Source organism: Stenotrophomonas sp. NPDC077461, assembly GCF_049545475.1.
In the GTDB taxonomy this organism is placed as follows: domain Bacteria; phylum Pseudomonadota; class Gammaproteobacteria; order Xanthomonadales; family Xanthomonadaceae; genus Stenotrophomonas; species Stenotrophomonas nematodicola.
Genome location: NZ_JBMWDO010000003.1, coordinates 293,821 through 316,895 on the forward strand (window position 1 = coordinate 293,821; position 23,075 = coordinate 316,895).

26 protein-coding genes are annotated in these 23,075 nt (G+C 68.8%); 14 read left to right on the plus strand and 12 right to left on the minus strand.

Annotated features, from left to right (window positions below; all coding sequences use genetic code 11):
* Positions 1–34: 34 nt before the first annotated feature.
* Positions 35–292, minus strand: a complete 258-nt coding sequence (locus ACPEH8_RS07890) for a DUF2789 domain-containing protein (RefSeq protein WP_017354294.1) — start codon at positions 290–292, stop codon at positions 35–37.
* A 139-nt stretch (positions 293–431) separates the two neighbouring features.
* On the opposite strand from ACPEH8_RS07890, the gene ACPEH8_RS07895 reads away from it, so the two are divergent.
* Genes ACPEH8_RS07895 through ACPEH8_RS07915 form a run of 5 tightly spaced genes read left to right on the plus strand, consistent with a single transcriptional unit; the run spans position 432 to position 3,407 of the window.
* Complete coding sequence (locus tag ACPEH8_RS07895; RefSeq protein WP_313273159.1) at positions 432–1,019, plus strand: biliverdin-producing heme oxygenase; 588 nt, start codon at positions 432–434, stop codon at positions 1,017–1,019.
* A gap of 40 nt (positions 1,020–1,059) precedes the next feature.
* Entirely contained in the window at positions 1,060–1,479 is a 420-nt protein-coding gene (locus ACPEH8_RS07900) for a YbaN family protein (protein WP_423666464.1), read from the plus strand.
* Between the two features lie 29 nt (positions 1,480–1,508).
* Positions 1,509–2,237 (plus strand): tonB-system energizer ExbB, encoded by a 729-nt coding sequence (gene exbB / locus ACPEH8_RS07905; protein ID WP_262071778.1) that lies wholly within the window; start codon positions 1,509–1,511, stop codon positions 2,235–2,237.
* Between the two features lie 10 nt (positions 2,238–2,247).
* Positions 2,248–2,673, plus strand: coding sequence for a TonB system transport protein ExbD (gene exbD / locus ACPEH8_RS07910; RefSeq protein WP_136002954.1), 426 nt, complete (start codon positions 2,248–2,250; stop codon positions 2,671–2,673).
* Positions 2,670–3,407 (plus strand): TonB family protein, encoded by a 738-nt coding sequence (locus ACPEH8_RS07915; protein ID WP_313242598.1) that lies wholly within the window; start codon positions 2,670–2,672, stop codon positions 3,405–3,407. Before exbD ends, ACPEH8_RS07915 begins: the two co-directional genes overlap by 4 nt.
* Here the strand turns inward: ACPEH8_RS07915 and ACPEH8_RS07920 are convergent, their stop codons facing one another.
* Complete coding sequence (locus ACPEH8_RS07920) at positions 3,408–5,435, minus strand: sodium-translocating pyrophosphatase (protein WP_423666466.1); 2,028 nt, start codon at positions 5,433–5,435, stop codon at positions 3,408–3,410.
* A gap of 328 nt (positions 5,436–5,763) precedes the next feature.
* Here ACPEH8_RS07920 and ACPEH8_RS07925 point away from each other — a divergent pair, with 328 nt between their 5' ends.
* Positions 5,764–6,267 carry a hypothetical protein gene (locus ACPEH8_RS07925; RefSeq protein WP_423666468.1) on the plus strand — a complete coding sequence of 168 codons (504 nt, stop codon included), beginning with the start codon at positions 5,764–5,766 and terminating at the stop codon, positions 6,265–6,267.
* Positions 6,268–6,361: 94 nt separating this feature from the next.
* Here ACPEH8_RS07925 and ACPEH8_RS07930 read toward each other — a convergent pair whose 3' ends face one another.
* Both ACPEH8_RS07930 and ACPEH8_RS07935 read right to left on the minus strand, forming a co-directional pair.
* A complete protein-coding gene (locus ACPEH8_RS07930) occupies positions 6,362–7,159 on the minus strand; it encodes an OB-fold protein (RefSeq protein WP_017357026.1) in 798 nt (265 codons plus the stop codon).
* A 139-nt stretch (positions 7,160–7,298) separates the two neighbouring features.
* Positions 7,299–8,558 (minus strand): 6-phosphofructokinase, encoded by a 1,260-nt coding sequence (locus tag ACPEH8_RS07935; RefSeq protein WP_017357027.1) that lies wholly within the window; start codon positions 8,556–8,558, stop codon positions 7,299–7,301.
* A gap of 141 nt (positions 8,559–8,699) precedes the next feature.
* On the opposite strand from ACPEH8_RS07935, the gene ACPEH8_RS07940 reads away from it, so the two are divergent.
* The 3 genes from ACPEH8_RS07940 (at position 8,700) to ACPEH8_RS07950 (ending at position 11,554) form a co-directional block, all read left to right on the plus strand.
* A complete protein-coding gene (locus ACPEH8_RS07940) occupies positions 8,700–9,263 on the plus strand; it encodes an adenylate kinase (protein ID WP_136002959.1) in 564 nt (187 codons plus the stop codon).
* 339 nt (positions 9,264–9,602) lie between these two features.
* Positions 9,603–10,967, plus strand: coding sequence for a UDP-N-acetylmuramate:L-alanyl-gamma-D-glutamyl-meso-diaminopimelate ligase (gene mpl, locus ACPEH8_RS07945; protein WP_017357029.1), 1,365 nt, complete (start codon positions 9,603–9,605; stop codon positions 10,965–10,967).
* Between the two features lie 5 nt (positions 10,968–10,972).
* Positions 10,973–11,554 carry an LON peptidase substrate-binding domain-containing protein gene (locus ACPEH8_RS07950; RefSeq protein ID WP_017357030.1) on the plus strand — a complete coding sequence of 194 codons (582 nt, stop codon included), beginning with the start codon at positions 10,973–10,975 and terminating at the stop codon, positions 11,552–11,554.
* A gap of 32 nt (positions 11,555–11,586) precedes the next feature.
* Here the strand turns inward: ACPEH8_RS07950 and ACPEH8_RS07955 are convergent, their stop codons facing one another.
* Positions 11,587–13,581 (minus strand): bifunctional DedA family/phosphatase PAP2 family protein, encoded by a 1,995-nt coding sequence (locus tag ACPEH8_RS07955; RefSeq protein WP_017357031.1) that lies wholly within the window; start codon positions 13,579–13,581, stop codon positions 11,587–11,589.
* Positions 13,582–13,692: 111 nt separating this feature from the next.
* Between ACPEH8_RS07955 and ACPEH8_RS07960 the strand changes: the two genes are divergently transcribed.
* Both ACPEH8_RS07960 and ACPEH8_RS07965 read left to right on the plus strand, forming a co-directional pair.
* Positions 13,693–14,349 carry a phosphotransferase gene (locus ACPEH8_RS07960; RefSeq protein ID WP_136002961.1) on the plus strand — a complete coding sequence of 219 codons (657 nt, stop codon included), beginning with the start codon at positions 13,693–13,695 and terminating at the stop codon, positions 14,347–14,349.
* Positions 14,350–14,424: 75 nt separating this feature from the next.
* Positions 14,425–15,243 carry an SDR family oxidoreductase gene (locus ACPEH8_RS07965; RefSeq protein ID WP_017356530.1) on the plus strand — a complete coding sequence of 273 codons (819 nt, stop codon included), beginning with the start codon at positions 14,425–14,427 and terminating at the stop codon, positions 15,241–15,243.
* Positions 15,244–15,246: 3 nt separating this feature from the next.
* Here ACPEH8_RS07965 and ACPEH8_RS07970 read toward each other — a convergent pair whose 3' ends face one another.
* A complete protein-coding gene (locus ACPEH8_RS07970; RefSeq protein ID WP_017356529.1) occupies positions 15,247–16,119 on the minus strand; it encodes an ion transporter in 873 nt (290 codons plus the stop codon).
* A 65-nt stretch (positions 16,120–16,184) separates the two neighbouring features.
* On the opposite strand from ACPEH8_RS07970, the gene ACPEH8_RS07975 reads away from it, so the two are divergent.
* The gene (locus tag ACPEH8_RS07975; RefSeq protein WP_136003178.1) at positions 16,185–17,414 is read left to right on the plus strand and encodes an acetylornithine transaminase; all 1,230 of its coding nucleotides are present in this window, start codon (positions 16,185–16,187) and stop codon (positions 17,412–17,414) included.
* 60 nt (positions 17,415–17,474) lie between these two features.
* Here the strand turns inward: ACPEH8_RS07975 and ACPEH8_RS07980 are convergent, their stop codons facing one another.
* Complete coding sequence (locus ACPEH8_RS07980) at positions 17,475–18,083, minus strand: HAD-IA family hydrolase (RefSeq protein ID WP_153164865.1); 609 nt, start codon at positions 18,081–18,083, stop codon at positions 17,475–17,477.
* A 131-nt stretch (positions 18,084–18,214) separates the two neighbouring features.
* Between ACPEH8_RS07980 and azu the strand changes: the two genes are divergently transcribed.
* On the plus strand, positions 18,215–18,661 hold the full coding sequence (gene azu / locus ACPEH8_RS07985) for an azurin (protein ID WP_136002962.1): 447 nt from the start codon (positions 18,215–18,217) through the stop codon (positions 18,659–18,661).
* A gap of 67 nt (positions 18,662–18,728) precedes the next feature.
* Here the strand turns inward: azu and hemL are convergent, their stop codons facing one another.
* On the minus strand, positions 18,729–20,018 hold the full coding sequence (gene hemL, locus ACPEH8_RS07990) for a glutamate-1-semialdehyde 2,1-aminomutase (protein WP_017356525.1): 1,290 nt from the start codon (positions 20,016–20,018) through the stop codon (positions 18,729–18,731).
* A complete protein-coding gene (gene thiE / locus ACPEH8_RS07995; RefSeq protein WP_313218227.1) occupies positions 20,015–20,668 on the minus strand; it encodes a thiamine phosphate synthase in 654 nt (217 codons plus the stop codon). Before thiE ends, hemL begins: the two co-directional genes overlap by 4 nt.
* A gap of 72 nt (positions 20,669–20,740) precedes the next feature.
* Between thiE and ACPEH8_RS08000 the strand changes: the two genes are divergently transcribed.
* Positions 20,741–20,932, plus strand: a complete 192-nt coding sequence (locus ACPEH8_RS08000; protein WP_136002964.1) for a rubredoxin — start codon at positions 20,741–20,743, stop codon at positions 20,930–20,932.
* Positions 20,933–20,965: 33 nt separating this feature from the next.
* On the opposite strand, the gene ACPEH8_RS08005 is transcribed toward ACPEH8_RS08000, so the two are convergent.
* From ACPEH8_RS08005 to rpiA, 3 genes are all read right to left on the minus strand, one after another.
* Complete coding sequence (locus ACPEH8_RS08005; protein ID WP_136002965.1) at positions 20,966–21,811, minus strand: SirB1 family protein; 846 nt, start codon at positions 21,809–21,811, stop codon at positions 20,966–20,968.
* Positions 21,812–21,892: 81 nt separating this feature from the next.
* Complete coding sequence (locus tag ACPEH8_RS08010; protein ID WP_136002966.1) at positions 21,893–22,345, minus strand: DUF192 domain-containing protein; 453 nt, start codon at positions 22,343–22,345, stop codon at positions 21,893–21,895.
* Positions 22,346–22,390: 45 nt separating this feature from the next.
* A complete protein-coding gene (rpiA, locus tag ACPEH8_RS08015) occupies positions 22,391–23,038 on the minus strand; it encodes a ribose-5-phosphate isomerase RpiA (protein ID WP_017355841.1) in 648 nt (215 codons plus the stop codon).
* Positions 23,039–23,075 lie beyond the last annotated feature (37 nt).

A 23,075-nucleotide genomic window follows, 5' to 3' on the forward strand; every position in this document is an offset into this window, starting at 1 on the left:
GGCCGGCCACGGCCGGCCCCACCGCGTCACCGGCTCAGAGGCCGGTAGCGCGCTTGACCGCCTGTTCGTGCAGGGCCTCGCCCAACTCGTCGACGACGATGGCCCAGTCGGCATCGGACTTGAGCTGCTCGGCGAGGAACTGGCGCTGGCCGTCGTTCCAGAACGGCGCATCGACCAGAGCCACCTCGGTGGGCAGTTGATGGCTGGCGATGAACGCGGCGATCGCCGCCGGGCTGGCGTCCAGGCCCAGCTGCAGGAACAGGTTGGTCATGCGGGGTTCGGTGGTGATCATCGAAAAGCCTTGGCGAAGTACGTGATCCGCATTATCGACGCAGGCCGGTGAAGCCGTCATCGCGGCCCGCACGACAATCGGGGTTGGGGAAGCGATCGTGCCAGTCGTCCAAGCAGGGACCCCGTACACGCCGAGCCCCATGATCGCCAACGACCTTCTTCCCGCCACCCGCAGCCAACGCCTGAAAGCGGCCACCCGCGACAGCCACGGTGCCCTCGACAAACGCATCATGGCCGGCGACATCTTCGCCAGCCGTGCGCAGTTCGCCCGCTTCCTGCGTGTGCAGTACCGCTTCCACCGCGATATCGATGCGCTGTACGCCAACATCGCGCTGGACGCGCTGCTGCCCGACCTGGACACCCGCCGCCGCCTGCCGCTGATCGCGCGTGACCTCGGCGACCTGGAACAGACCCTGCCGGGCCCGGTACCGATGCGCCTGGACCCGGACCTCCCGCTGCCGGCCGCGCTCGGCTGGCTGTACGTGGCCGAAGGCTCCAACCTCGGCGGCACCATCCTGTACAAAATGGCCGCCAAACTCGGGCTGGACGCCGGTTTCGGCGCGCGTCACCTGGCCGCCCATCCGGACGGAGCTGCGCGCCACTGGCGCGAGTTCACCGCTGCACTGGATGGCGTGACCCTGGACGATGCGCAGGAACAGCAGGTCATCGACGCCGCCGACGCTGCCTTCCGCAGCGTGCACGGCCACGTCGAGCTGGAATTCGCATGAGCCGCACGCGCGCCGTGCGGGGCCGTGCCGGACAGGCCTGATGCGCTGGCTCTGGTTCTGCCTGGGATGGCTGATGGTGGCGCTGGGGGGGATCGGCGTGCTGCTGCCGGTGATGCCCACCACCATTTTCCTGATCCTGGCGGTCGGCTGTTTCGCACGCAGTTCGCCACGTTTCGAGCGCCGCCTGCTCGACCACCCGCGCTACGGTCCGGCACTGCGGCTGTGGCGCGAGCAGGGCGCGGTCAGTGGCAAGGGCAAGGCGTTCGCCGCCGGCGGCATGGCGCTGGGCTTTGCGCTGTTCTGCTGGGGAGCGCAACCGTCGTGGCGCCTGCTGCTCGGCGTGGGACTGTTCTTCGCTGCGAGCGCGGCCTATGTCCTGTCGCGCCCGGCCCCTCGGCTGGATGCCGCCCCCCCTGTCGGTTCCCCCGGTCGCCGTCGCGCAGGATGCGCGCGCCACTGATGCACCTTCTCCCTACAAAGATCCAGACGATGACGCTTCCTGTTGATGTTCCCGCCGCTGCCGCGGCGCTGTCGCACGACCTCACGCCGTGGGGCATGTACCTGGCGGCCGATACGGTGGTCAAGGCGGTGATGCTGGCCCTGGCGGCCGCATCGGTGGCCACCTGGACGGTGCTGCTGGCCAAGGGCTGGGCCCTGTCGCGGCAGTCGCGCGGGCTGCGTGCCGCGCGGGCCCTGCTGCTCGACGCCGCACACCTGCCGGCCGCAGACGGCGCTGCCGGCGCGGTGCTGGGGCAGGGCGTGGCGCATGCACTGCTCGATGGCGCGCGCACCGAGCTGCGCCTGTCCGGCGACGGCGCCGATGCTGCCGGCATCAAGGAGCGCATCGGCTCGCGGCTGGAACGTATCGAACTGGCCTATGCACGGGACATGCGCAGCGGCGTGGGGGTGCTCGCGAGCATTGGCGCGATCGCTCCGTTCGTGGGGCTGTTCGGCACCGTGTGGGGCATCATGAACAGCTTCATCGGCATCGCTGATGCCAACACCACCCATCTGGCGGTGGTCGCCCCGGGCATCGCCGAGGCGCTGCTGGCCACCGCACTCGGTCTGGTGGCGGCGATTCCCGCCGTGGTGATCTACAACCACTTCGCGCGGGTGCTGGCCGGGCTGCGTGCGCTGGCCGGCGATGTCTCCGCAGGCGTGCAGCAGCTGGTGTCACGCGACCTCGACCGCCGCGGCATCGCCGTGGCGGCGCGCTGAGGCGGCCCGCATGGCCCTGCGTACCGCCCGCCACGACGAGGACGCGCTGGAGGAGACCCACGCGATCAACGTCACCCCGTTCATCGACGTCATGCTGGTGCTGCTGATCATCTTCATGGTGGCCGCACCGCTGGCGACGGTGGATCTGCCGGTGGACCTGCCGGCCAGCAATGCACGCCCGCAGCCACGCGACAGCGAGCCGGTGTACCTGACCGTGCAGGCCGACCTGCGCTGGAGCGTCAACGACACGGCGGTGGACGCCGGGGCGCTGAAGGCGGTCCTGGACCGGGCCGGCGACGGCACGCCAGCGCAGCGCATCTTCGTGCGCGCCGACAAGGGCGTGCCGTATGACGCGGTGATGCAGGCGCTCAACGCGCTGCGCAGCGCCGGCTACACCAAGGTGGCGCTGGTTGGCCTGGAACAGACGGCATCATGAGCCTGCGCAACGAGGCGCAGGTGCCCTGGGCGGCCAGCCTGGGCATCGTGGTGGCACTGTATGCGGCGGCGATCGGTGCGGTGGTGTGGTGGCACGCGCGGACCGCCGCGCCGCCCGTTGCGCTGCCGCAGGAGGCGATCGCGATCGAGCTGGCAGCCACCGCCGAAGCGCCGCCGGCGCCGGCCACCGAGATTCCGCCGGGGCCGGCACAGCAGGAGCAGCACCGCCCGCAGCCCACCCCGACACCGCCGCCACGCCTGGTGCTGCCGTCCGATCCGGACGCCGCGCTCAGCCAGGCACCGCAGCCGCAGAAACCTCGCGAGCGTGAGGACCCCTCCGACCTTGCCGAAGTGGACCAGACGCTGGCCCCGCCGGACGTGCAGGCGCAGGCATCGCAGCGCTATGCCGGGCAGCAGACCGTGTCCGGTCAACGCAGTCCCGCGCAGGTGACCTGGCAGGGGCTGCTGCTGGGCCACCTGGAGCAGCACCGCCGCTATCCGCGCCAGGCCGAACGTCTGCGCCAGCAGGGCGTGGCCTACGTGCGCTTCTCGGTGGACAGGCAGGGGCATGCGAGCAACATCCGACTGGGTACCAGCAGCGGCCACGCGCTGCTGGATGCCGAGACGCTGGACACCGTGCGCCGTGGCAACCCGATGCCGCCGCCACCGGCGGACCTCCCCGGCGATCCGGTGGAGGTCATGGTGCCGGTGGCGTTTTCCCTGCGCGGGCGCTGACTACAGCAGGGGCACGAGCAGCAGGGCGACGATGTTGATGATCTTGATCAGCGGATTGATCGCCGGGCCGGCGGTGTCCTTGTAGGGATCGCCGACGGTATCGCCGGTGACCGCGGCCTTGTGCGCTTCGCTGCCCTTGCCGCCGAAGTGGCCATCCTCGATGTACTTCTTGGCGTTGTCCCAGGCGCCGCCGCCGGTGGTCATCGAGATCGCCACGAACAGGCCGGTCACGATCGTGCCGATCAGCAGGCCGCCCAGCGCACGCGGCCCCAGCAGCAGGCCGACCACCACCGGCACCGCGACCGGCAACAGCGAGGGAACGATCATTTCGCGGATCGCCGAGCGGGTCAGCATGTCCACTGCCTTGTCGTACTGCGGCTTGCCGGTGCCCTGCATGATGCCGGGGATGTCGCGGAACTGGCGGCGCACTTCCTCCACCACCGCCCCGGCCGCACGGCCGACCGCCTCCATCGCCATCGCACCGAACAGGTAGGGGATCAGGCCGCCGATCAGCAGGCCGATGATCACGGTGTGGTCGGACAGGTCGAAGGCGAACACCTCGCCGGGATGGGCCGCCTGCAGGTTGTGCGTGTAGTCGGCAAACAGCACCAGCGCGGCCAGCGCCGCCGAGCCGATCGCATAGCCCTTGGTCACCGCCTTGGTGGTGTTGCCCACCGCGTCGAGCGGGTCGGTGATGCTGCGGATCTCCGGTGGCAGCTCGGCCATCTCGGCGATGCCGCCGGCGTTGTCGGTGATCGGCCCGTACGCATCCAGCGCCACGATCATGCCGGCCATCGACAGCATCGCGGTGGCGGCGATGGCGATGCCGTACAGGCCACCGAAGTAGTGCGCCAGCCAGATCGCCACGCACACGGCGATCACCGGCAGCGCGGTCGATTTCATCGACACACCGAGCCCGGCGATGATGTTGGTGCCGTGGCCGGTGGTGGAGGCCTGCGCGACATGCTGCACCGGCGTGTACTGGGTGCCGGTGTAGTACTCGGTGATCCACACGATCAGCCCGGTCAGCACCAGCCCGATCAACGCGCAGAAGTACAGATTCAATGCACCGTGCGCGTTGTCCGGCATCAGTTGCAGCGTGATCGGATAGAAGGCGATCGCCGCCAGCACCGCCGAGACGATCACGCCCTTGTACAGCGCGCCCATGATCGAACCGCCCGGCTTCACCTTGACGAACAGCGCGCCGATGATCGAGGCGATGATCGAGACCCCGCCCAGCACCAGCGGGTACAGGATCGCGTTGCGTCCGACTTCGGCGATCATCAGGCTGCCCAGCAGCATGGTGGCGATCACCGTCACCGCGTAGGTCTCGAACAGGTCGGCGGCCATGCCCGCGCAGTCGCCGACGTTGTCGCCGACGTTGTCGGCGATGACCGCAGGGTTGCGGGGATCGTCTTCGGGGATGCCGGCTTCGACCTTGCCGACCAGGTCGGCACCGACGTCGGCGCCCTTGGTGAAGATGCCGCCGCCGAGCCGCGCGAAGATCGAGATCAGCGACGAGCCGAACGCCAACCCGACCAGTGCGTGCAGCGCCTGCGCGGTATCCAGCCCCAGCCGCAGCAGCAGGGCGTAATAGCCGGCCACGCCCAGCAGCCCCAGTCCGACCACCAGCATGCCGGTGATCGCGCCGCCGCGGAACGCCACGTCCATCGCCGCGCCGAGACCCTTGCGTGCCGCTTCCGCGGTGCGCACATTGGCCCGCACCGACACGTTCATGCCGATGTAGCCGGCCGCACCGGACAGCACCGCACCGATCGCGAAGCCGGTCGCGGTGTACCAGCTGAGGAAGAACCCGACCAGCACGAACAGCACGATGCCGGCGACACCGATGGTGAGGTACTGACGGTTGAGATAGGCGCGCGCGCCTTCCTGGATGGCGGCGGCGATCTCCTGCATGCGGGCATTGCCAGCCGGTTGCCGGAGGATCCAGCGTGCCGACACGATGCCGTAGAGAATCGCGAGGATGGCGCAGATCAGCGCCAGGGTAAGCCCGTATCGTTCCAGCATGTCCCCTCCCGGGTGATGGATGGCATCCAGTCGACGGATGAACCTCACCACGCGGGGCACAACGGGCTGCAAGCTAAGGACCAACCCGTTCAGACCGTGCCCGGTCATCAAGCGTGTGGCTTTGTTCAGCAATCCTGGTGCCCCCCGAGTATGCCGGGAAAAGCGCGGAAACCGCCAGATGTGGATGCCGGTATGCGCTCCAGGTCGCATCCGGTGGCGCGGAAGGGCCATCACGGCAGGCACTGCCCGGTCCCGTGGTCGGTGCCGCCTTGCCACACCATTCATCTGCGCCAAGCGACCCTCTTCCCATTCCCAACGAGGCATCGCCATGTCCCCCCGTCACCTGTTCTGGCTGGCCCTGCTGCCTGCCGTGGCTGCGTCCGCCGCCGAGACCCCGGAGCTGCAGCGCGCCGCCGGTGCCCCACAGGCGGTGAATGCCGCCCACACGCTGCGCCAGATTCCCGAAGCCTGCGCGCGGCTGGAAGGCGTGTTCACCGGTGACGTCGCGCAGCCCTACCGGTTCAGCGTGGTGCGCACCAGCGAGCAATGCCAGCCGCGCGCGCGTTTCGTCGATTTCGACAAGGCGCAGCCGAGCGAGGCCAAGGGATGGAAACTCAATGACGTCATCCGCGTGCCGAGCGCGGCATGCCCGGCGCAGCAGGCGGTGGTACGCGTGTGGCGCATGCCGGTCGCGCAGAAGCCCGAACTCGATGGCCAGGGGCAGTCGCGGATCTACCTGGAGGAGGCCAGGAAGCAGGCGGCGGCCGGCAGGATCGCGCCGGTGCCGATGTTCGCCGCGCAGATGACGGTGGAAGGCAACGGCTGCCGTTGATGGCGTGACGTGGCGGGGTGCCGGTTACAGGCCATGAAAAAGCCCGGACGGCAGGGCCGGTCCGGGCTCGGGTATCACGCCGGGTTGCGCGGGCTCAGTTGCCCTTGCAGTCCTTCAGCCACAGCACGCGCCCGATCTGGTCGTAGCGGTCGACCACGCCGACCAGCGTGACCTTTTCCCGCGGGCGGAGCGCCAGCGCGAAGGCTGCCTGGCTCGGGGCAAACGCGCAGGTGATGGCCACGCTTTCGAAGTCGATGCCCGAGGTGCTGCTGGGAATGTCGAAGCCGGTGTTGTAAGTGCCACCGCTCTTGAGCACGCCGTTGACGCGGCCGGTGATCGAATAGATCTTGCCCTGGTAGCGCGGTTCGATCGCGGCCGGGTTGTCCTTGTGCTGGGTACGCAGCTGGAAGCCGAAATCGGAAGCGGAAATGTTCACCGTCGAGGCCTTCGGGGTGGACGCGGCGAACTGTTCGCCGGCCTTGCCGGGCTTGACCTGGGTCAGCATCTTGCACATCTCGGCGCGGATCGCGTCGGCCTTGGCAAAGGCGCCCGGGTTGAGCTTGACCGTCATCGCCACCGTGCCGGTGCGGCCTTCGCTGGTGGCGCTGATGATGATCGGAATGGTCTTGTGCATGGCCGACTGCGGATCTTCGATCAGCATCGCGCCGTTCTCTGCGTCCGCGCTCAGCACGTCCATGTTGTTGCCCTTGGCGATCACGTTCATCTGACCGATCGCGCTCTTGACGGTCAGGTCGGGCACGGTCACCGAGGCGGTGTAGGTGGTGCCGGAAAGCGGGTTGCCCTTCTTCTGGAAGCTGCTTTCGCAGGTGTCGGCGAACGCAGGGGCTGCCACGGCGAGCAGCAGTACGGCAAACAGGGGATGGCGCATCATCGGTACAGTCCTTGTCATCGTCCGCGGTGCGCGGAGGGTGGGTCGCTAGGGCGAGATCCAGCAGACCTTGCTGGCGGGGCGGATTGTAGGGTCCGCCCCCCCGGTGTCGCAAATGCCCGGTCGGCGCCGGGCGGCAGGATCAGCCTTCCTGCCAGGGCGCCAGCTTCTTCCGGACCGCCACGTTTTTCAGCGTCACGTACTTCGGCAGGCCATCGGCACCATAGGGCAGGGGGGCCTCGCCCCTGATCAGGGGCGACAGGTAGGCGCGCGCCTTGGCGGTGATGCCGAAACCGTCCCTGCGGATGAAGCTGGCCGGCATCTTCTTCTCGTGGTTGGCCACCTTGTGCAGCGGGGCCGCCTCGATTTTCCAGCGGTAGGGGCTGTCACTGCTGCGCACGATCACCGGCATCACTGCGTTCTGGCCTTTCAGTGCGAACTGCACGGCGGCCTTGCCGACCGCCTGCGCCTGTTCCCAGTCGGTTCTGGAGGCGATATGGCGGGCCGAACGCTGCAGGTAGTCGGGCAGGGTCCAGTGCACCTTGTAGCCCAGTGCATCCTTGACCCGCGCTGCCAGCTGCGAGGCCACGCCACCGAGCTGAGTGTGCCCGAAGGAATCCTTGCCGCCGCCGGCATCGGCCACGAAGCGGCCATCGGCGGTCTGGATGCCTTCGGAGGCCACCACCACGCAGTGGCCCACGCGTTCGACCACCGCCTTGACCTTGGCCAGGAACGCGGCCTCGTCATAGGCGCGCTCGGGCAGCAGGATGATGTGCGGGGCATCGTCGGGGCCCTCGCCGGCCAATCCCGCCGCGGCGGCAAGCCAGCCGGCATGACGGCCCATCGCCTCGTAGACGAATACCTTGGTGGAGGTCTCGGCCATCGCCGCGACGTCCAACGCGGCCTCGCGCACCGACACCGCGGTGTACTTGGCGGCCGACCCGAAGCCGGGGCAGGTGTCGGTCACCGCCAGATCGTTGTCGATGGTCTTGGGCACCCCGATGCAGGTCAGGTCGTAGTCGAATGCCTTGGCCAGCTGGGACACCTTCCAGGCGGTGTCGGCCGAATCGTTGCCGCCGTTGTAGAGGAACCAGCGCACGTCGTGGGCGCGCAGGACCTCGAGCAGGCGTTCGTACCGGGCCCGGTCGGCCTCCAGCGACTTCAGCTTGTAGCGGCACGAGCCGAAGGCCCCGCCCGGGGTATGGGCCAGCGCGGCGATGGCGGCGGCGGTTTCCTTCGAGGTGTCGATCAGTTCCTCGCGCAGTGCGCCAAGGATGCCGTTGCGCGCGGCCAACACCTTGATTCCCTTGGCCCGGGCGGTGCTGATGACCGCCGAGGCGGTCGCGTTGATGACGGCGGTGACGCCGCCCGACTGGGCATACAGCAGGGTACCTTTTGACATGGGTCGACCTTGGTCTGGGGGAAGGACATTGCAGGGACATTACCCGGATGGGGTAAAGTGCGCGTATTGCGGTGCAGCGTGATTGTGGACATTCCCGGGGCGCGCGCCCTTCCTATTTCTTACCAAGTTGGAGTCAGGTTGATGCGATTGGTTCTGTTGGGACCGCCCGGTTCGGGCAAGGGGACACAGGCGACGCGCCTGAAGGAACAGCTGGCGATTGCGCACATTTCCACCGGCGATCTGCTGCGTGCCGAAGTGGCCGCCGGTACCGAGCTGGGCAGGCAGGCCAAGGCCGTGATGGACGCCGGCAACCTGGTGTCCGACGACATCCTGCTGGGCATGCTGGAATCGCGCCTGGGCCAGGCCGACGTCGCCAACGGATTCATCCTGGACGGCTACCCGCGCAACGTGGCCCAGGCCAACGCGCTGGATACCCTGCTGGCCAAGATCGGCCAGCCGCTGGACGCGGTGGTGCAGCTGGACGTGCCGACCGAACTGCTGGTCGAGCGCATTGCCGGCCGTGCCGCCGAACAGGGCCGCGCCGACGACAATCCCGAGTCGGTGCGCCAGCGCCTGCAGGTCTACAACGACCAGACCGCGCCGGTGGTGGATTTCTATGCCGGCCGCGGCACGCTGGCCCGCGTCGATGGCGTGGGTGAGCTGGACGACGTGGAAGCGCGCATCCGCGCGGCGATCCAGCGCTGACCTCCCGGGCGCTGCTTCGGCAGCGCCTGCGGTCGGGGATCGGTGCAGCCGGCCCCGAAAACAGGCACGCCCGGTCCCCGAAGGGACCAGGCGTGTCTGTTCTTAAGGCGCCAGCTGGCGGGCTTGCTCAGGGCCCCGCAGCATGAGCCCCCCTGGGGATGGCCTCTTGGGGAGTAGGACCAATGGGGTGCTACGGCTGGCAACCTGAATTGTGTCCGTGTTCACACTAGTTGGCTATCGGGAATTCCCCGACATGGGTGTGGATTTTTCTCACAGTCTTTGTAGGACTTGTCTGACGACGCGCACACGCATCGACAGTGATCGGCGACAATCGAGCGCATGAGCACGATACATATCCTGGGCATTGCAGGCACTTTCATGGGCGGCGTAGCCGCGTTGGCACGCGAACAGGGCCTGACGGTCCGTGGCAGTGACCAGGCGATCTATCCGCCGATGTCCACCCAGCTCGAACAGCTGGGCATCACCCTCGACCCCGGCTATCGCGCCGACAGCGTCGGCCCCGACTGCGACGCGGTGGTGGTCGGCAACGCCCTGTCGCGCGGCAATCCGGCGGTGGAAGCGGTCCTCGACGCCGGCCAGCGCTACATCTCCGGGGCGCAGTGGCTGGCCGAGCAGGTGCTGCCGGGCCGCGACACGCTGGCCGTGGCCGGTACCCACGGCAAGACCACCACCACCACCATCCTGACCTGGCTGCTGCAGGCCGCCGGCCGTGAGCCGGGGTTCCTGATCGGGGGCGTGGCCGAAGACTTCGGCGTGTCCGCGCGGCTGGGCAGTGGTCGTGAGTTCGTGGTGGAAGCCGACGAATACGACACCGCCTTTTTCGACAAGCGCAGCAAATTCGTCCACTACCGGCCGCTGGTGGCGATCCTCAACAACCTTGAATTCGACCATGCCGACATCTTCCCCGACGTCGCCGCGATCCAGCGCCAGTTCCACCATCTGGTGCGCACGGTGCCGGCGCGCGGGCGGCTGATCGTCAACGGCGAGGACGCGCGTCTGGCCGAGGTGCTGGCGATGGGCTGCTGGACGCCGGTGGAGCGGTTCGGCTTCGATCCGGCGCTGGAGTGGAGCGCCGCGCTGGTGCACGCCGACGGCAGCCGCTTCCGCGTCTCCCATCGGGGCGTGGACGTGGGTGAGGTGCAGTGGTCGCTGCTGGGTCGCCACAACGTGCTCAACGGGCTGGCCGCACTGGCCGCCGCGCATGCGGTGGGCGTCGACCCGGCGCAGGTGATCCCGGCGCTGGCGAGCTTCCGCAGCGTCAAGCGCCGCATGGAAGTCATCGGCAGCGCCGATGGCGTGACCATCTACGATGATTTCGCGCACCATCCCACCGCCATCCACACCACCCTCGACGGCCTGCGCGCCAAGGTGGGCGATGCCCGCATCGTGGTGGCGATGGAGCCGCGCAGCAATTCGATGCGCCTGGGCGCGCACGCGCAGGCGCTGGCGCCGTCGCTGGACCTGGCCGATGCAGTGGTGTTCCTGCACCGTCCCGAGCTGGCCTGGGATGCGTCGGCGGTGATCGCTGCGGTACGCGGCGATGCGTACGCAGTGCCCGATACCGATGCGCTGCTGGCCCAGCTGGGTCGTGTGGTGGCACCGGGCGACCACGTGGTGTTCATGTCCAACGGCGGTTTCGACGGCGCGCCGCGCCGCTTTCTGGCGCAGTTGCAGGCATCGTAACGGCCATGACCGAGACTGCGTCCCTGCCGCTGTTTCCCCTGCACGCCGTGCTGCTGCCCGGCGCCGCGCTCGGCCTGCGGGTGTTCGAGCGCCGCTACCTGGACATGCTGCGCGAGTGCGGCCGGCAGGATTCCACCTTTGGCGTGTGCCTGATCCTGGACGGCGACGAGGTCGGTGGCCCGGCCCTGCCGGCGGCCTACGGCGTGGAAGCGCGCATCGAGGATTTCGACGTCGGTGCCGATGGCGTGCTGGTGCTGCGCCTGCGCGGCCAGCGCCGCTTCCATGTGCTGCGCACGCGCGTGCGTGACAATGGCCTGGTGCTGGCCGACGTGCAGTGGAGTCCACCCGATCACGATGACGAGCTGCGCCCCGAACACGCGCTGCTGGCCACCGTGCTGGAACACATCATCGAACAGGCGGGCGCGGCATTCGCCCCGGTGCACCCGGGGCAGCTCGACCAGGCCGCATGGGTGGGCTGGCGGCTCGCCGAGCTGCTGCCGCTGGAGGAACCGCAGCGGCTGCAGCTGCTGCAGCAGGATGATCCGCACCAGCGGCTGCAGGACCTGCTGCGCTGGATACCCGCGTGAGCGTGGGCTCCGCTGCCGGGTAGAGCCCGGCGTTACGGGGTGGTCTTGACCCGCAGTACCGGCATCTGTGTGTCCGGATGGGTGGAGACCTGCTGCGGCAGGCCGTCCAGCGCCTCACGCACGGCGTTCAGCGACGGGTCGATGCCGCGCATCGGCCGCCACATGCCAATCAGGCTGAAATGCCGCTGGTAGTGCAGGGTCTGCGCGCTGCCCAGCCACAGCGGCTGGTCGCCGGGCTGCAGGCGGGCCGGCGCCGGCCACAGGCGGAGCGCGAAGACCTCGTCGGGCGCATTGCCCGCGCGCAGCATCAGCAGCGATTCCACCTGGGTGTCCAGCGTGGCCGGCAGCACCGGGATTTCGTCCTGGCCGGCCGACTTGTCCAGCATCAGCAGCGCCTGTTCCCAGCCGGCCTGCGGCTGCACGCGCCAGCCCTGGCTTTCCAGGCGCTTCTGCAACGGTGCCAGCGGCCCGGCCACCTGCACGTCCAGCGGCCAGCGCTGGTCGTCGTCGAACTCGTTGCGCCGCGCCGGCAGCTGCTGCCACGCCTGCTGCCACCACGCGGCCGAGGCGATATCCACCGGTGCCGGCTGCGCCGGCTCGAACCGTGCCAGCTTCACCGGGATGTTGCGCGGCGCGTACCACAGCGCGGCCACCGCGAAGGTGCCGTAGAACAGCCATGCCACCGGCTTGACCCAGAACGAGCGGTTGAAGCGGCGGCGGTAGGCGATGCCCAGCACCAGCAGCCAGAAAATGCCGAACAGCATCCCGCCGATCACGTCGCTGAGCCAATGCGCGCCCAGGTACAGGCGGGCAAAGCCGATCACGCTGACGATGACACCGGACAGCAGGTACGGCCACACGCGGGTGCGACCGGGCAGCTCGCGCGCGATCAGCACCGCGAAGAAGCCGAAGGTGATGGTGGCCATCGTCACCGACACCGACGGGAAGCCGAACCCGCTGCTGGCATCGGGCGGGCGTACCACGTGCACGGTGGCGCCGAGCAGCTTGGTCAGGGCCAGGCCGAAGGCCAGTGCCGCCAGCCAGTGGCCGGCGGCCATCCAGCGCCGGCGCCAGATCAGGTACCCCATGCCGGCGGCCGTGGCCGGTGCCAGTACCGGCCAGGCGCCCAGCGAGGCCAGTGCGGCCATCGGGTAGTCGGCCAGCGGATTGCGCAGGGCCAGCATGGCTTGGTGCACGGCCAGGTCCAGCGCGAGCGGCTCGCCATGCGCGACCACTGCCATCAGCAGCGCGAACCAGCACCAGCCCAGCAGCAGCAGCATCAGCGCCAGCATCGCCAGCGGCACCGATTCGCGGCGCTGCGGGTCCAGCACCGACACCGAATAGCGGCCCAGCGCGGGGTGGCGCTGCGACCAGCGCAGCAGGGCGGCCAGCCAGCTGTCCATGCGCGCGGCCGACCAGCGGTAGCCGTACAGCACGATCGCCCATACCAGGCCCAGGATCACGCCCAGCAGGGCAAGCACCATCACCAGCCGCCCGGCGACCGCAGCGACGGCATCATAGGCTTCGCCAAGCACCCAACCCGGCGCCAGGAACAGCACCGCCCAGGACAGACTGGCAATGCCGCTGGCCTGGATGTAGCGCGACAGCGGCATCTTCAACATGCCGGCGATGGCGGGCACGAACGGGCGGATCGCGCCGACGTAGCGTGCCACCAGGATGCTCTTGAAGGCATTGCGGCGGAACATCGTCTCGCCACGGTCCAGCAGCTGCGGGTATTTGCTGAACGGCCAGAAGCCGCGCAGGCGATCGCCCCAGCGACGCCCGATCCAGTAGCTGATCCCGTCACCCGCAAACGCACCGAGGGCCGCGCACGCCACCGCATACGGTCCGGAAATCTGCCCCAGGCCGATGAAGACGCCCACGGCGAACAGCAGCGGGAGGGCGGGCACGATCGCGCCCAGCACGATGACCGCATCGCAGAAGGCGATAAGGAAAATGACCGCGCCGGCAAGCACGGGGTGAGCTGCGATCCACGCAAGCGTGGCATCGATCCATGACGAGTCCATGCGGGGATTATAGGGCTGTGAAAGTGACTGATTGCCGGCCAGCAGCAGGGAAATGCCGTGATCTGCCGCGTATCGACGTGAATGGGTCGCTGGCATGCCTAGAATGACGCAGTGAATACGTCCCCTTCCCAGCAGGCGCTCAAGTCCGACACCTTCGGCCGTATCCTGCTGGTCGAGCAGGGCGGGCACCGTTTCATCCGTCGTGATCTGCGTGCCGGCCCGTGGTGGCTGCGCGGGATCGCACGCGGCCTGGCGCGGCGCGAAGCGCGCGCGCTGCGGCAGCTGGACGGGCTGGCGGCGACGCCGCAGCTGCTGGCGTCCAACCGCCAGCAGCTGGACCGCAGCTACATGCCGGGCCAGGCGATGTACCAGCGTCCGCCGCGCGGCGACCTGGCGTACTTCCGTGCGGCGCGCGCGCTGCTGCAGCAGGTCCATCGGCGTGGCGTCGCACACAACGACCTGGCCAAGGAAGCCAACTGGCTGGTGCGCGAGGACGGCTCGCCGGCGGTCATCGACTTCCAGCTGGCGGTGATCGGCAATCCGCGCTCGCGCTGGATGCGGCTGCTGGCGCGCGAAGACCTGCGCCACCTGCTCAAGCACAAGCGCATGTACTGCGGCACGTCGCTGACGCCGGTGGAACGACGCGTGCTCGCGCGACCCTCGTGGGTACGCGATCTGTGGTTCCGCACCGGCAAGCCGGTGTACCGCTTCGTCACCCGCCGGATCCTGCACTGGGAAGACAACGAAGGGCAGGGCCCCAAACCCTGACGCGGCCTTCCGCAGGTCGCCAGGCGGCGCGCGCGGCATAATGCCGGTCCACGCAACCGCTTCGAGGACGTCCGCATGGCCAGTCTGCAAGGCAAGACCCTGTTCATCACCGGCGCCTCGCGCGGCATCGGCCTGGCCATCGCTCTGCGCGCAGCGCGCGACGGCGCCAACGTGGCCATCGCAGCCAAGTCGGCGGTGCCCAATCCGAAACTGCCCGGCACCATCCACAGCGCCGCTGACGCCGTGACCGCTGCCGGCGGCCAGGCCCTGGCCCTGCAGTGCGACATCCGCGAGGAAGACCAGGTGCGCGCAGCCGTGGCCGCCACCGTCGACACGTTCGGCGGCATCGACATCCTCGTCAACAATGCCAGCGCGATCTGGCTGCGCGGCACGCTGGAGACGCCGATGAAGCGGTTCGACCTGATGCAGCAGGTCAATTCGCGCGGCAGCTTCCTGTGCGCGCAGGCCTGCCTGCCGCACCTGCTGCAGGCACCCAATCCGCACATCCTGACCCTGGCCCCGCCGCCCAGCCTCGACCCGAAATGGTGGGGACCGCATACCGGTTACACGCTGGCCAAGATGGGCATGAGCTTCGTCACGCTGGGACTGGCCGCCGAGTTCGGGCCGCAGGGCGTGGCGGTGAATGCACTGTGGCCGCGCACGATCATTGCCACCGATGCGATCAACATGATTCCCGGCGTGGACAGTGCCGGCTGCCGCACGCCGGAGATCCTGGCCGACGCCGCGCACGCCGTGCTGACCCGCCAGGCGGCCGGATTCAGCGGGCAGTTCCTGCTCGATGACGAGGTGCTGGCCCAGGCCGGCATCACCGACCTGGGCCGTTACGCGGTGGACCCCTCACGGCCGCTGCTGCCGGACCTGTTCCTGGACTGACCGCTACTGGTTGAACGTCTCCGGCAACACGTGCCCGCAACGCCGGCAATGCCGCGCATCGGGCTCGTGTCCTTCCAGCCCGCACTGCGGGCAGCCACGCGCGTCACGGCGTGCGGCAAGCTCCGCGTCGCGCATGGTGCTGGCCAGTTCGGCGGTGTAGATGCCGGTGGGCACGGCGATGATGCTGTAGCCGATGAGGATCAGTACCGAGGTGACGAAGCGGCCGAGCACGGTCTGCGGCACGATGTCGCCAAAGCCCACCGTGGCCATCGTCACCACCGCCCAGTACATGCTGCTGGGGATGCTGGTGAAGCCGTGGTTGGGCCCTTCGATCACGTACATCAGGGTGCCGGCGATGATGGTGATGGTCACCACCGTGAACAGAAACAGCAGGATCTTGCGCCGGCTGCGCCACAGCGACTGCATCAGGATGCCGCTTTCCTCGATGTAGCGGGTCAGCTTGAGGATGCGGAACACCCGCAGAATGCGCAGCGCGCGCACCACCAGCAGGCTCTGCGCGCCGGGGATGAACAGCGACAGATAGGTGGGCAGGATCGAGGCCAGGTCGATGACGCCCCAGACGCTCACCGCATAGCGCAGCGGTCGTTTCACCACCACCAGTCGCAGTACGTACTCGGCGGTGAACAGGAGGGTGAAGCCCCATTCGACCACGTACAGCCAGTCGGCGTGGGCAACGTGGAAGCGCTGCACGCTGTCGAACATCACCACCAGTACGCTGGCGATGATGGCGTAGACCAGCAGCAGGTCGAAGTTGCGCGACGGCCGGGTGTCGTGGCGGTAGATGATGTCGAACCAGCGACGGCGCCAGCCGGTCTCGGTGGCGGGATTGAGCTGGGGGGCGCTGAACGGTCGCATGGGCCGCATTGTGCCTGAGCCGGCGGAAGCGCGAGAATGGGACTTTCCCGACGCCCCTGACTGCCATGACCGCCGCCGCCCCCGATCCGCTGTTGTCCCTGTCGCATTACTACCTGCCGGTGTACAAGCCGCGCCAGGTGGTGCTCGAGCGCGGCCAGGGCGCGCGCGTGTGGGATACCCAGGGGCGCGAGTTCATCGACCTGGCCGCCGGCATCGCCGTGTGCGGGCTGGGCCACAACGACCCGGACCTGACCGCCGCGCTGATCGAGCAGGCCGGCAAGCTCTGGCACACCAGCAACGTGTTCTACAGCGAACCGCCGCTGCGCCTGGCCGAGGAACTGGTCACCGCCTCGCGTTTCGCCGAGCGCGTGTTCCTGTGCAATTCCGGCGCCGAAGCCAATGAAGTGGCGATCAAGCTGGTGCGCAAGTGGGCGTCCTCGCAGGGCCGCCCGGCCCACCAGCGCGTCATCGTCACTTTCCGCGGCAGCTTCCACGGCCGCACCCTGGCGGCGGTGACCGCCACCGCCCAGCCGAAGTACCAGGAAGGCTACGAGCCGTTGCCGGGTGGCTTCCGCTATGTCGATTTCAACGACGAGGTGCAGCTGGAGACCGCGATGGCCGCCGGTGACGTGGCGGCGGTGATGCTGGAGCCGATCCAGGGCGAGGGCGGTGTGATGCCGGCCAAGCCGGGCTTCATGCAGCGCATCCGTGATCTCTGCGACCAGCATGGCGCGCTGATGGTGCTGGACGAGATCCAGGTCGGCATGGGCCGCACCGGGACGCTGTTCGCGCACTGGCAGGACGGCATCAAGCCGGACATCGTGACCCTGGCCAAGGCGCTGGGCGGCGGGTTCCCGATCGGTGCGATGCTGGCCGGCCCGAAAGTTGCCGAGGTCATGCAGTTCGGCGCGCACGGCACCACCTTCGGCGGCAACCCGCTGGCGGCGGCGGTCGCACGCGTGGCGTTGCGCAAGCTGTCCTCGCCGGAGATCGGCCACAACGTGAGCCGCCAGTCGCAGGCGCTGCGCGACGGCCTGGGCCGGATCAACGACGAGTTCAAGGTGTTCAGCCAGGTGCGTGGCCGGGGCCTGATGCTGGGCGCGGTGCTGGACCGCGACTTTGCCGGCCAGGCCGGCGCGATTCTGGACCATGCCGCCGACAAGGGGCTGCTGACGCTGCAGGCCGGCCCGGACGTACTGCGCTTCGTGCCGTCGCTGAACATCACCGATGAGGAAATCGCCGAAGGCCTCAAGCGCCTGCGGGCGGCCATCCAGTCGTACATCGCCTCGCGCTGAGCCGCCATCCTTCGTGCCCCCGGCCTGCCCGGGGGCGCGTACGCGCTCCCGCTCAGCCGCTCAGCCGCTCAGCCCGTAGCGCTTCATGACCTTGCCGAAGGTACGGCTGTCGGCCGCGGTTTCGGCCTGCAGGCCGGCCACGCGCGCGCCGCGCACGTTGGTGAACAGATCGTCCACGAACAGCGTCCGTTCCGGTCGCAGGCCGAGCAGCGCCGTGGCCTGCAGGAACACCGCCGGATCGGGTTTGCGCCCGCCCAATGCGCCGCTGCACAGGATACGTCCGCGCAGTGCGTCGGCCAGGGTCGGCAGCAGGCGCGGAATCGTATCGGCCATCATGGCCCCGTTGTTGGTCAGCACCGCGATCGGCAGATGCCGCGCGATGCGCTGCACGCGCTCGATCACCCCGGCCTGTGGCATGGAGGCGGCAATGCGCGCGGCCTGCCACTGCGCCGCGCTGACCGGCGTGCCCAACGCCTGGCCCAGGCGTGCCAGATACACGGCGCTGTCCAGCCCGCTGTCATGCTCGCGGTCGAGTCCGCTGTCGAACAGGGCGGCGTGCACCGCCGCCGCGCTGCAACCGCAGGCGGCGGCGAGGTGGCGTACGCGCAGGTGCCGCGCATAGCGCACCAGCACGCCATCGACATCCAGCAGCAGGCAGTCCACGGCCATCGGCATCGGGCACTCTCGTCCAGGTCCAATGCTGACCGTACCCCAGCGACGGGGCGCGCTGCGACATCGCGTCGCAGGTCGTGCGCGTACGCGGCCCCTAGAATCGCGGGGACCGTTGACTGGAGATTGTCTTGAAACTGCTTGTTCCCGTGTTGCTCGCCGGCCTGGTGCTGGCCCCGTCTGCCCACGCCCGCGTCTGCGCGGTCGCTCTGGACAGCACCGATCAGATGAGCTTCAGCCAGAAGGAGATCAAGGTCGCGGCGGACTGCAGCCAGGTCAAGCTGACCCTGCGCCACACCGGTAAGCTGGCCGCCACCACGATGGGCCACAACTGGGTGCTGACCCGCAGTGCGGACTACCAGCCGGTGGCGATGGCCGGCATGCGCATGAAGCTGGCCGACAGCTATCTGCCGAAGGGCGACGCGCGCGTGCTGGCGCACACGCCGGTGATCGGGGGGGGACAGAGCACCAGCGTCACCTTCTCCACCGCCAGGCTCACCAAGGGCGGCGACTACACTTTCTTCTGCTCGTTCCCGGGCCACTTCGCGATGATGAAAGGCCGGTTTGTATTCGGGTGAGTCCCGAACACCAACCGGCCGGCAGCTACCGACCGCGGGTCGGTAGCCCCGTACCCTTCCCGCTGGATCAGCCGTTGACGACCTTGAACGCGTCGCGCGCTGCGGCGATCGTTGCGTCGATCACGCTGTCGTCGTGGGCGCTGGACAGGAAGCCGGCCTCGTAGGCCGAGGGTGCCAGGAACACGCCGCGCTCGAGCATGGCGTGGAAGAAGCGGTTGAACGCGCCGATGTCGCAGGCAACGGCCTGCGCATAGGTGTCCACTTTCTGGTCGGTGAAGAACAGGCCGAACATCGCCCCCACCTGCGTGGTGGTAACGGCCACGCCGGCCGCCGCGGCCGCATCCTCGAGGCCGGCGCACAGGCGGGCGCTCGCAGCGCTCAGGCGGTCGTGGAAGCCCGGTTCCTGCACCAGCTCGAGCATCGCCAGGCCAGCGGCCATCGCCACCGGGTTGCCGCTCAGGGTGCCCGCCTGGTAGATCGGGCCGGCGGGCGCGATCTGCGACATCAGCTCGCGACGCCCGCCGTAGGCCCCCACCGGCATGCCGCCTCCGATGATCTTGCCGAACGTGGTCAGGTCGGGGGTGATGCCGTAGTGTGCCTGCGCGCCGCCGAGGGCGACGCGGAAGCCGGTCATCACTTCGTCGAAGATCAGCAGCGTGCCGTACTGCGTGCACAGCGCACGCAGGTGCTGCAGGTAGCCTTCGCGCGGCGGAATGCAGTTGGCGTTGCCCACCACCGGTTCGATGATCAGGCCGGCGATGTGCTCGCCCTGTTCGGCGAACAGCGCGGTGGCCGCGTCGAAATCGTTGTAGGGCAGGGTCAGTGTCAGTTCGCTCAGGCCCGCCGGCACGCCCGGCGAGGTGGGCACGCCCAGCGTCAGCATGCCGCTGCCGGCCTTGACCAGGAACGAATCGCCGTGACCGTGGTAGCAGCCTTCGAACTTGACGATGCGGCTGCGGCCGGTGGCACCCCGCGCCAGGCGGATCGCCGACAGCGTGGCTTCGGTACCGGAGTTGACCATGCGCACCATCTCGCACGACGGCACCAGCCGGGTGAGCGTCTCGGCCATCACCACTTCGGCCTCGCACGGTGCGCCGAAGGACAGGCCGTTGTCGATGGCGCGCTTGACCGCCTGGCGCACGGCCGGGTGGTTGTGGCCGACGATCATCGGGCCCCACGACCCGACGTAGTCGATGTAGCGGTTGCCGTCCACGTCGTACAGGTACGGGCCATCGGCGCGCTGCACGAAGAACGGTTCACCGCCAACCGACTTGAACGCGCGCACCGGCGAGTTGACGCCGCCGGGCAGCAGCGCCTGTGCGCGGGTGAACAGGGCGTGGGACTGGTCGTGGTTCATGGGGTGTCCTGGTGAGGCGGGAACTGGGCGAGGAAGGCGCGCTGGGTGGCGACCGGATCGTCGGCGGCGAATACGCTGCTGACCACGGCCACCAGATCGGCGCCGGCCGCGATGACGGGACCGACATTGTCCGGGGTCAGCCCGCCGATCGCCACCCGCGGCACGCCCAGTGCGGCGCTTTGCCGCAGCAGGTCGGGGGTGGCGCGGCTGCGGGTGACCTTGGTGGTGGTGGGGAAGAACGCACCGAAGGCCACATAGCTGGCGCCGGCGGCGACCGCATGCTCGGCGTTGGCCAGCTGGTCGTAGCAGGACGCGCCGATGATGGCCGCCGCGCCCAGCAGGGCGCGCGCGGCGCCGATGTCCCCATCGGTGCCGCCCAGGTGGACGCCGGCGGCGCCCACGCGGTGGGCGAGGTGCGGGTCGTCGTTGATGATCAGCGGCACCCCGTGCTGCGCGCACAGTGCCTGCAGCACGGTGGCCTGCGCCTGCTTCAGGGCGGCGTCGGCGGTCTTGTTGCGGTACTGCAGCCAGGTGGCGCCGCCAGCCAGCAGCGGCGCGGTGCGCGCCAGCAGGCGGGCGGTATCGGCCTCGTCGGGGGTGATCAGGTAAACGCCACGGTGGCGTGGGGAAAGGCGGGACGCAGAAGTCATCGGTGGCTACCGGTAGCACGACGGGAGTGGGACAATGGGCGCTGCCCGTTCCTGTCCCGCCGTGATTATCCAATGACCGATGCCACCGCCACCACTTTCCGCACCTGGATGTGCGTTGTCTGCGGCTTTCTGTACAAGGAAGAAGACGGTCTGCCGGAAGAGGGGATCGCGCCGGGCACCCGCTGGGAAGACATTCCCGATACCTGGACGTGCCCGGACTGCGGCGTGACCAAGGACGATTTCGAGATGGTCGAGGTGGACTGATCCGCCTGGCGGGTCAATCGCGGCTTGCGGTGTTCAGTGCAGCCGCGGCGTGCGCCCGCCCAGCGCCACCAGTTTCTCGCGCACCCACTGGGCGTCGCTGGCCTGGCCATTGCGCTGCAGGTACTGGGCCAGGTCGCGGTGCGCGCCGGCTTGGTAATCCAGCTGCAGGTAGGCCAGTCCGCGGTCGCGCAATGCGTCGTCCTGCTCGGGGGCCAGTTTCAGCAGGCGGTCCGCACAGCGTGCGGCGCGGTCCCATTCGCCGCGCTCGGCATACACCCCGTGCAGATTGCGCAGCATGCGCATCAGGATCGCGCGTGCCGGCGCCGGATCGAGGATCTGCGCCAGCACGTCGTCATCGGGAACCTCGCCGCCCAGGTGCGAGCGGGCGCGCTCGCGCAGTTCTTCCACGTCCAGTGGGCGACCGCCGTTGAAGGGGTCCATCACCAGGACGCCGTCGTTGACCGGCAGGCGCACCAGGAAATGGCCGGGGAAGGACACTCCGTCCAGCGGAATGCCCAGCCGGCGCGAGACTTCCATCTGCACCAGGGCCAGCGAGATCGGGTTGCCCAGGCGGCGTTCGAACACCTGGTTGAGGTAGCTGTTGCGCGGGTCGTAGTACTCGCCGTGGTCGCCGCTGTAGCCCAGTTCGTCGAACAGGTGGCGGTTGACGGCCGCGATCTTCATCGGCCACATCTCGATCGTGCCGACCTCCGTGCGCAGGTGCTCGACATGGCTCTGGATGAGCGCGTCGTAGACCTTCGGGTCCAGGTCGGGGTACTCATCGCGGGCGATCAGCAGCGCGGTGGGCAACAGAGGCAGCGCCTCGTCGTCCAGGTCGGCCAGCGAATCCCACTCCGGTAATGTCATCTGCCCCTGCATGGGACAAGACTGGCGACAAATGCCTCGCGATTCAAGCGGGGCCATGTGAAAGACCGCCAGCCGTGGCCGGCGGTCACTCCCTTATCGGGCGTCGTCGATGCCGGGGCCGAACACCAGCTCGGTGCCATCGGCCAGGCCCAGTTTTTCGGCCTGGCCGGCGTTGAGCTCGAGCACATACCGTGCCGGGCCGCTGCTGGGGTAGGGCGGGCAACGGTCGCCGGCCGAGCACGGCGGAACGTCGCGCGACTGGCTGACCAGCCGGCGCTGCGCATCGAAGTACAGGATGTCCAGCGCGATCTTGGTGTTCTTCATCCAGTACGCCTGCAGCTCCTCGCGTTCGTGGATGAACAGCATGCCGTGGTCGTCGGGCATGTGGTCGCGGAACATCAGCCCGCGTGCGCGGGTTTCATCGCTGGTCGCCAGTTCGACCTTGTACCGCGTACCGCCCAGTTCGACCCAGTGGCGGGCGCCGGTGCTGGCGCACCCGGTCAGGGCGAGCAGCAACAGCAGCGGCAGCAGACGCTTGAGAATCATCGTTCACCTCGACGGTAGGGCCGGCGCCGGGCGCCGGCCAGGGGATCAGAACACCTGCGGCGGTTCGCCACCGACGATCACCACGTCGGCCGGGCGCCGCGCGAACAGGCCCACGCAGACCACGCCGGGCAGCTGGTTGAGCTCGCGCTCCAGCTTCACCGGGTCGGTGATTTCCAGATGGTGGATGTCCAGAATGACGTTGCCGTTGTCGGTGATCACGCCTTCGCGCCACGCCGGCTGGCCGCCGGTCATTTCCAGGATCCGGCGCGCCACCAGGCTGCGCGCCATCGGGATGACTTCCACCGGCAGCGGGAAGCGGCCCAGCACCTTGACCTGCTTGCTCGGGTCGACGATGCAGACGAAGCGCTCGCTGGCCTCGGCAATGATCTTTTCGCGGGTCAGGGCAGCGCCACCGCCCTTGATCAGGCACTTGTTGCCGTCGCATTCGTCGGCGCCGTCCACGTACAGCGAGAGCGTGCCGGTGTGGTTCAGTTCCATCACCTCGATGCCGTGCTCGCGCAGGCGCGCGGTGCTCTGCTCGGAGCTGGACACGGTGCCCTTGATGCGGTGCTTGATGCGGGCCAGACCGTCGATGAAGTAGGCAACGGTGGACCCGGTGCCGACACCGACGATCATGCCGTCTTCGACGTATTCCAGGGCTTTTTCGGCGGCCAGGCGCTTGGCTTCGGACATGGCGGAGAACTCTTGGTGACGAGGAGGAAAGAAAAGG

Coding starts and splice junctions, on each gene's coding strand:
- ACPEH8_RS07890 (WP_017354294.1), bottom strand. CDS start 292: ATGATCACCACCGAACCCCGCATGACCAACCTGTTCCTGCAGCTGGGC.
- ACPEH8_RS07895 (WP_313273159.1), top strand. CDS start 432: ATGATCGCCAACGACCTTCTTCCCGCCACCCGCAGCCAACGCCTGAAA.
- ACPEH8_RS07900 (WP_423666464.1), top strand. CDS start 1,060: ATGCGCTGGCTCTGGTTCTGCCTGGGATGGCTGATGGTGGCGCTGGGG.
- exbB (WP_262071778.1), top strand. CDS start 1,509: ATGACGCTTCCTGTTGATGTTCCCGCCGCTGCCGCGGCGCTGTCGCAC.
- exbD (WP_136002954.1), top strand. CDS start 2,248: ATGGCCCTGCGTACCGCCCGCCACGACGAGGACGCGCTGGAGGAGACC.
- ACPEH8_RS07915 (WP_313242598.1), top strand. CDS start 2,670: ATGAGCCTGCGCAACGAGGCGCAGGTGCCCTGGGCGGCCAGCCTGGGC.
- ACPEH8_RS07920 (WP_423666466.1), bottom strand. CDS start 5,435: ATGCTGGAACGATACGGGCTTACCCTGGCGCTGATCTGCGCCATCCTC.
- ACPEH8_RS07925 (WP_423666468.1), top strand. CDS start 5,764: ATGTCCCCCCGTCACCTGTTCTGGCTGGCCCTGCTGCCTGCCGTGGCT.
- ACPEH8_RS07930 (WP_017357026.1), bottom strand. CDS start 7,159: ATGATGCGCCATCCCCTGTTTGCCGTACTGCTGCTCGCCGTGGCAGCC.
- ACPEH8_RS07935 (WP_017357027.1), bottom strand. CDS start 8,558: ATGTCAAAAGGTACCCTGCTGTATGCCCAGTCGGGCGGCGTCACCGCC.
- ACPEH8_RS07940 (WP_136002959.1), top strand. CDS start 8,700: ATGCGATTGGTTCTGTTGGGACCGCCCGGTTCGGGCAAGGGGACACAG.
- mpl (WP_017357029.1), top strand. CDS start 9,603: ATGAGCACGATACATATCCTGGGCATTGCAGGCACTTTCATGGGCGGC.
- ACPEH8_RS07950 (WP_017357030.1), top strand. CDS start 10,973: ATGACCGAGACTGCGTCCCTGCCGCTGTTTCCCCTGCACGCCGTGCTG.
- ACPEH8_RS07955 (WP_017357031.1), bottom strand. CDS start 13,581: ATGGACTCGTCATGGATCGATGCCACGCTTGCGTGGATCGCAGCTCAC.
- ACPEH8_RS07965 (WP_017356530.1), top strand. CDS start 14,425: ATGGCCAGTCTGCAAGGCAAGACCCTGTTCATCACCGGCGCCTCGCGC.
- ACPEH8_RS07970 (WP_017356529.1), bottom strand. CDS start 16,119: ATGCGACCGTTCAGCGCCCCCCAGCTCAATCCCGCCACCGAGACCGGC.
- ACPEH8_RS07975 (WP_136003178.1), top strand. CDS start 16,185: ATGACCGCCGCCGCCCCCGATCCGCTGTTGTCCCTGTCGCATTACTAC.
- ACPEH8_RS07980 (WP_153164865.1), bottom strand. CDS start 18,083: ATGGCCGTGGACTGCCTGCTGCTGGATGTCGATGGCGTGCTGGTGCGC.
- hemL (WP_017356525.1), bottom strand. CDS start 20,018: ATGAACCACGACCAGTCCCACGCCCTGTTCACCCGCGCACAGGCGCTG.
- thiE (WP_313218227.1), bottom strand. CDS start 20,668: ATGACTTCTGCGTCCCGCCTTTCCCCACGCCACCGTGGCGTTTACCTG.
- ACPEH8_RS08000 (WP_136002964.1), top strand. CDS start 20,741: ATGACCGATGCCACCGCCACCACTTTCCGCACCTGGATGTGCGTTGTC.
- ACPEH8_RS08005 (WP_136002965.1), bottom strand. CDS start 21,811: ATGCAGGGGCAGATGACATTACCGGAGTGGGATTCGCTGGCCGACCTG.
- ACPEH8_RS08010 (WP_136002966.1), bottom strand. CDS start 22,345: ATGATTCTCAAGCGTCTGCTGCCGCTGCTGTTGCTGCTCGCCCTGACC.
- rpiA (WP_017355841.1), bottom strand. CDS start 23,038: ATGTCCGAAGCCAAGCGCCTGGCCGCCGAAAAAGCCCTGGAATACGTC.